4 protein-coding genes are annotated in these 6,695 nt (G+C 44.3%); all 4 read left to right on the forward strand.

Annotation, left to right across the window (positions count from 1 at the left end):
• Positions 1-3 precede the first annotated feature (3 nt).
• Positions 4-840 carry a diadenylate cyclase CdaA gene (gene cdaA, locus U9Q77_08360; GenBank protein MEA3287373.1) on the forward strand — a complete coding sequence of 279 codons (837 nt, stop codon included), beginning with the start codon at positions 4-6 and terminating at the stop codon, positions 838-840.
• 19 nt (positions 841-859) lie between these two features.
• On the forward strand, positions 860-5,476 hold the full coding sequence (locus U9Q77_08365) for a C25 family cysteine peptidase (GenBank protein MEA3287374.1): 4,617 nt from the start codon (positions 860-862) through the stop codon (positions 5,474-5,476).
• On the forward strand, positions 5,473-6,465 hold the full coding sequence (locus tag U9Q77_08370; GenBank protein ID MEA3287375.1) for a hypothetical protein: 993 nt from the start codon (positions 5,473-5,475) through the stop codon (positions 6,463-6,465). Before U9Q77_08365 ends, U9Q77_08370 begins: the two co-directional genes overlap by 4 nt.
• A gap of 28 nt (positions 6,466-6,493) precedes the next feature.
• The coding region (locus U9Q77_08375) for a hypothetical protein (GenBank protein ID MEA3287376.1) at positions 6,494-6,695 on the forward strand (202 nt) is incomplete at its 3' end.

The raw sequence follows: 6,695 nt of genomic DNA on the forward strand, positions 1-6,695 counted from the left end.
TTAATGTCTGATAAGAAGAATATTCTATTATTAATACTCAGCCTTCTGGTTGCCATTGTTACCATATATTTTTGGCGCTATGAATTATTCTCCATAGCATTTCTTTCAGTACGTGTTTATGATGTGGTTGATATTCTTGCTGTAGCCTTCGTGCTATACTCCCTTTACAAGATCTTTAGGGGCACCAGGGCTGCTCAGTTACTTTCAGGAATTCTTATTCTTATTCTTTTGTCTGTTGTAGTACGATGGTCTGAACTACATGGAATGTCCTGGTTGTTATCAACTCTTTCTACTGTCTGGGTGATTGCCGTAGTGATTCTGTTCCAACCTGAGCTGAGGCGTATTCTTATTTATCTAGGTCAAAATCCCTTTGTTCGGTTCCTTTTCAAAGTCAAGAATCTGGTAATGGTGGATGAGATCATGGAATCGATCGAAGTATGCCAGAAACGTCGTTGGGGCATGCTGATCGTCATGGAAGGTGAAGTAGGTCTCAAGCATATCAAAGAAAAGTCTACCAGTATTAATGCTCGTGTCTCTGCTGAATTATTAGTCTCTATCTTTAATCCCACCTCACCTTTACATGATGGGGCCGTCATTATATGCAATGAAGTCATAGATTCTGCAAAATGCATTCTACCACTCTCAGAGGAACCCCGTGGAGCAAGAATGAAGCTTGGAACCAGGCATTTGGCAGCACTGGGCTTATCGGAGGAAACGGATGCCCATATATTGGTCGTTTCTGAAGAAACCGGTGTATTGTCACATGTGTACAACGGCCTCATGAAACGCGGATTGGATGAGAACCAATTACGCAAAGTGCTCAATAATCTTATTTTCTAATATGAGAGTTGTATTACTCTTGAGCCTGATTCTGGGTTCATCAATTGCCATGGAACAGGGGTCTGGTCAACTTTCTGAAGTAAGTGAAATAGCCCGGGGTGTTTATCGCTGGCATCTGAATATGCCGGCTCAGGCACATATTAAACTCAATAATTCAGGGATCGAATTCCCAAACTGGAATACCACAGTTGATGGAAATGGATATCTCGTACCAGTTCTCTCAAAATTGATCCATACAGCTTCAGGACCACCGGATATCCAAGTTGTCAACGGTGTTGTACGATCGTTGGCCATAGCCCGGACAATTGAGTCAGTTTCAGAACAGGCCAAAGGTTTGGATATATCAACAACACGGGTAAGTGATCAGATGACTGGTTGGGTGATGACCAGACTTATCCGCGATGAAGATGATCATCAACTTTGGGTGGTTAATGTGTTGGGAGCACAGTATGATGGTGTGGATCATCAGTGGAAAATACCTGAATACTTGACTGTATCCATTGCCTCGAATCATATAGCGGCCAATTCTGCTTTAGAGAGTGACCTTTACTTGAATCAGATCCAAAAACCTGATTTGCAACAGGTGAATTCAATTCAAACTGGTCTGGGACAAGGACAGCTTAAACTCTACACACTGGCTGATGGTATTTACCGTATCCATTACGATTCACTAGCCTCAATTGAAGATTTTCCGGACGATCAGATCCAAAGCAGGTCTTTGAAAATCATTCATAAGGGTGAAGAGCAGGCGATCTATGTCAACGATAGTGGTGATGGGGTATTCGAATCAGGAGATTATTTCGATTTTATCGGAACACAGAATTACTTCAGTGGCACCACTCAGTATTTTGACCCCTTTTCTGATATTAACGTGTATTGGCTCAACTGGGGTGGCACAGATGGGCTCAGGTTTATCGAAGAATCTGGAGCTCTGGTGGATCAGGATCCTGTCAGACCGACCACTTTTTGGGATGTGACGCATATTGAAGAAGACCTCCTGTTTGATCGCTTGGGACAGGTCGATGTTGACCTGCCGACCATTACTCGGGATCACTATTTCTGGAACTCAGTTAATTCAGGTTCTACCAAAGAGATTGATTTTTTCCTGGCAGACCCTTTTCGTGGTTCCAGTGAAAACATCCAGGTGTCAATTGGGCTGCATGGACTCACTTATAGTGACACAGCTACAGCCGCCCATACCATATTTGCATTTCTAAATGATATTTCCATTGGCTCTGGTAGTTGGACCCAACAGGAAGCGTATATCCTGGCATCACCCCAGGCTCTCAATTTATCCCACAATATTCTTGCTGATGGAAATAACGTACTGGCAACTTTTATCCCGGCTAGCACTCAAGCAGGCAATTATGACCGTGTTGTGGTTAATTGGCTGGAGATCGGATATGAACATTTGCTGGTAACTCACAACAACAGGCTCACCTTTCGGAAATCATATATCAATCCATCCACCAATCTTGAGTTTGAGATCAAGGGCTTTACATCCCATGATTTAGTTCTGTATAAGGAGGGACTTTCCAGGATTACCGGCTACAATATTCGTGAGAATTGGGACTCGGAAACAGCTGAATTCAGTCTGGTATTTCAGGACCAGGCAAGCGATGCCACACCGGATTACTGGACTGCCAGTGTAGAAAGCCTGTTAAAGCCTGTACGCATTGTAGTGGATACCAGCGCATCCCTACGAGAACAAGACGGCGATCTTATTATTATCACCATCCCTGAATTCGAAGAAGAACTGGAAGAATATATTGCATTTAAAGTAAGTGAAGGCTGGGATCCCATTGTTGTTTCAGTTGCTGATATTTATGATGAGTTCAACTGGGGCATCAATTCACCATATGCCATCAGATCTTTTCTCCAGTATGCCAATAATCAATGGCCATCTTCGCCTGAGTATGTACTCCTCATCGGTGATGCCATTGCCAATCCACAGCAGGCTAAACGAGATACACGACTGAGAAATGTCCCTACTTTTTATATGCAGACCTACGGTTGGGGCGCAGCTGAGGCCGATTACTGGTATTCGCTTATTAATGGTAACGACTACCTGCCAGATTTAAATATTGGCCGAATTCCCTGTAGCAGTATCGAAGATCTTGGTACGACTATCACTAAACTCATTGGATATGGACAAGGGGACAATTATGGCTCATGGCAGAATGAATTGATCACCATTGCCGGGTTTGAAAATACTTTTAAGACTCAGAGTGAATTATTACTCAGGAACAACATTCCAAAATCATTTATGCCTTCACGCATCTTCATTGATCGTGATTCAGAAGGACAGATCTTCTGGGGCGATACAGATTCTCTTGTTGCCCAGTGGAATGAAGGTAAGATGTTGATCAATTTCCTGGGACATGGTGGCGGTGCAGTTTGGGCTGATCGCTCCCTGTTTGTCCGGGATGATATCCAATATCTTGACGAGGAAACACCCCCGGCATTTATTACCAGTATGACTTGTTTTACCGCTTCGTTTGCTCAAACCAGAGGATTGGGAGAGGTTGTGCTGACTGAATCTCCAACAGGAGCCATCGGTTGGTTTGGTTCCTCCGGTGTTGGCTGGGTGATCAATGACTACCTCATGGTTCAGCCTCTGCTGCGTCATCTGCTGGAGGATCGTACACCCGTAGGGAAGTGCATCAATGTTGCTCGTATGGAATATTTCCTGGCGAACAGTGGCTACAATTATCTCAAGCCCAGCATGCTGTTTCAATACAATTTTCTGGGAGATCCCACAACACGGCTGTTATTGCCAGAATCTCAGGAACTGATCAGTTCTGAAAAAATGATTTACTCCCAAACCGACCAGATTGACCTTCACTATACTGGAAATCAAACGGGTACCCTCAAACTTTTACCCATTGATGCCGATGGACACCCCTGGTGGTCGGGTGCCCTGAGTTATGACACCGATAATATTCACCAATACCTATTCAATCAAGAATCAGAACCTCCCAGCGGGGAGAGCAGGACAATCTATACACTGGATCGTGGTGCTGATCTGTCTGCTATCCAGGGTTATGCATCCTATTCGATCTCTGCTAACTGGTTTGAACATCAGTCACCCACAGCTGCAGAACTGGAAGCTGTTGAGCATATACCCTTGAATGTCCAGTTTCACTCTAGTCCAGTAATACCGGTCGATAGTCTGGTGGTTACCTTCAGTGGAAATCATGGATCCTACAACCTGGAATGGGACGGTGATTGGTGGTCCCTGCCGGATACTGTTCGAATTCTCGCAGGAAATTCAAACATCACTTACTCATTCACCGTTTATATGGGCGGATTATTCATTCAGAATTCTGCGACATTCAGACTTTATCTACCTGAGTCTATCTCTCTGACACTCAGTGCAATACGTGAAGGTGTTGAAGCGAATCGGTGTGGGTGGCTATTGGAATATTCGCTACAAGGGCTACAGCAGGCAGTCGCCACTTTAGAGCATCATGAAACGGCTCCAGGATTCGAGCAAACCATTGTTAATGATGTGCCCATTCGGGAAGGTAACAATACCATATTTATTCCGTCTTTCTTTGGATCAGGGCCAGTTGAAATAAATGTTTCACTACTGCTGGAAGATGATTCAAACCTGAATGATAATAATCTACAAGCAAGCTTAACACCGACCCATTTCCAGTTGCTACCTGAAATTGGCATCAGTTTTAACGGGCAAACAACAGACTCCATTTCAATGTGGTCTGACGGGGTTCTGTATGCTAACGCTGCTGATACAGCCTGGATCCGGATTTCTCAATATCAAAATAATATCGAAGCACTGCCCGGTGTCAATCTCTATCAGGACTCAACGGTTTACCTGATTGAAACGGTTGCTCAAGACCTGCCAATTCGAATCAAATCTGCAAAAGCACTATTTTTAAAGGATCCGGATTTGGCAGCCTGGCAGATCCTTGCTACAACAGGCCAGGAATATCAACTACATGGACAAGGGTATGTCGCTATGGGGGTCAAGCAAAATTCAGATGGACCCGATGTCTCAATGATGATAGAAGGGCAGATGTTCTTCGATGGAGACTACATCCTGGCAAACAGTCGCTTGAATCTCTTGGCAGAAGATGAAAATGGCTTTTCCTGGAAAAGTGGGGATGTTGAAATAATGGTAGATGCAACCCCTGTGACAGTCCAAATGGGGGATACCACAGAAACAGCTCGAATCATCAGTATGTCAGCAGCTCTGGACATGACTGTCGGCGAACATCAAATTTCTTACAGGGTTCAGGACGCTCTGGGAAACTGGTCTGACCGTGTAGAAGTTAGCGGAGTTGTCGCCGGCGGTGCCAAGATCATTGACTATGGTAATTTTCCAAATCCGTTTGAAGGTGAGACCCTGATCATTTTTGAGCTCACCCAACCCCTCTCCAATGTTGTCATTGAAATATTTACGATATCAGGATATAAACTGCATAGTATTGATGGTTTCAACGCCCGGGTCAGCATCCCTCTGGGTGCGATTGGTTATCATGAAGTTCCCTGGAATGGTCGTGACCGGAATGATGATTTTGTAGCGAACGGTGTGTATTTTTATCGGATCAAGGGTGATCTTGATGATGACGTACTGGTTGGACCAGTCGGGAAGATGGTTAAGAATCGATGAAACGGCTTAGTCAGTTGGCATTAATCGTGGTTTTGATCTTTAAGCCAGGTTTTGCTGGTGAATATGCTGATGCATTTTTGCTGGCCAGTCTTTATCCACAGGTTCAATCAATGGGTAACAGCACCGTCGCAGCCAAGCTTGTCAATGGTCATGCGCTGAACAACCCGGCTGGTTATGCGCAGGGGTCTTCATCCCGGTTCAGCCTTGTTTATGAGCAATTCGCCAGCTTATCCACTAACTATGGTTTCGAACTTGCTTACCCCATCGGTGATAAGTACAACCTTGGCCTCACCGTGATTCATAACAGTATAGATGATCTATATTTTCGACCAAATCTTTCCGGATTACCCCCTGATGCCAGACGTGACTCTGTTCTGCTACTAGCCGATAGTCAAAATGATCTTATCCAGTACAGGGAGGATGCCGTTTTTCTTTCATTGGCCAGGGAGTTTGAATTTATACTCAACCTGGGTTGGAAATTTTTCAAGATCCCTTTCCGGGTCCCTCTGGGCATCTCAGTGAAATACCTGGATAAACTGTTGGTGGAGAATCGTGGTCTTGGGTCAGGAATCGATATTGGCGGGCAGCTATTCTTCGATCTGACAGGTTTCAATGATATTTTTGCCAATACAGAGTTTTCCACTGGGTTGTTTGTCAGTGATATATTGAATACACCGGTCTACTGGGATACTGAGCACCAGGATGCCATCAAACGCAACTGGTCAACAGGTTTTTCGATCACGCAGTTGCTGCCACAATACGCCACTGCCATAACGATCTCTTCAGGAACACAAACACGTTATGTGGATGTGAGGCAATATGGTGTTGAGATCAGTATCAAGGATATGGTATTTATTCGTGGCGGTCATGATGGTTACAGCCCTTCCTTTGGCCTTGGCATCGGCCTGAAAAAGTTTATTATTGGCTACACATTCAGTCAGCACGAGTTGGCTGATATGCAGAAAATTGGAATTAATTACCATTTCTAGATGATATGGAATTTTAAAGGGGTATACCTTGAATAAAAAACTGATAATTATCCTTACAATGCTCTTTCTGGTTCAGCTTGTCTGGGCTCAAAATGATGGTAGCAGATCATCAGATCCAAGATATATCATTGATCCGGAAACAGGAAAGTTAAGCATGACTATCCGGGTCTGGGGTGAAGTAAAAAAACCAGGGATGACCATCGTTCCCAGTGACGCCGACCTGATCTCAT

It is taken from the genome of Candidatus Neomarinimicrobiota bacterium (assembly GCA_034716895.1).
Classification (GTDB): domain Bacteria; phylum Fidelibacterota; class UBA8477; order UBA8477; family JABMPR01; genus JABMPR01.

What these genes read in the sequence shown, in the direction of transcription:
- cdaA (MEA3287373.1), top strand. Translation starts at nt 4, where the DNA reads ATGTCTGATAAGAAGAATATTCTATTATTAATACTCAGCCTTCTGGTT.
- U9Q77_08370 (MEA3287375.1), top strand. Translation starts at nt 5,473, where the DNA reads ATGAAACGGCTTAGTCAGTTGGCATTAATCGTGGTTTTGATCTTTAAG.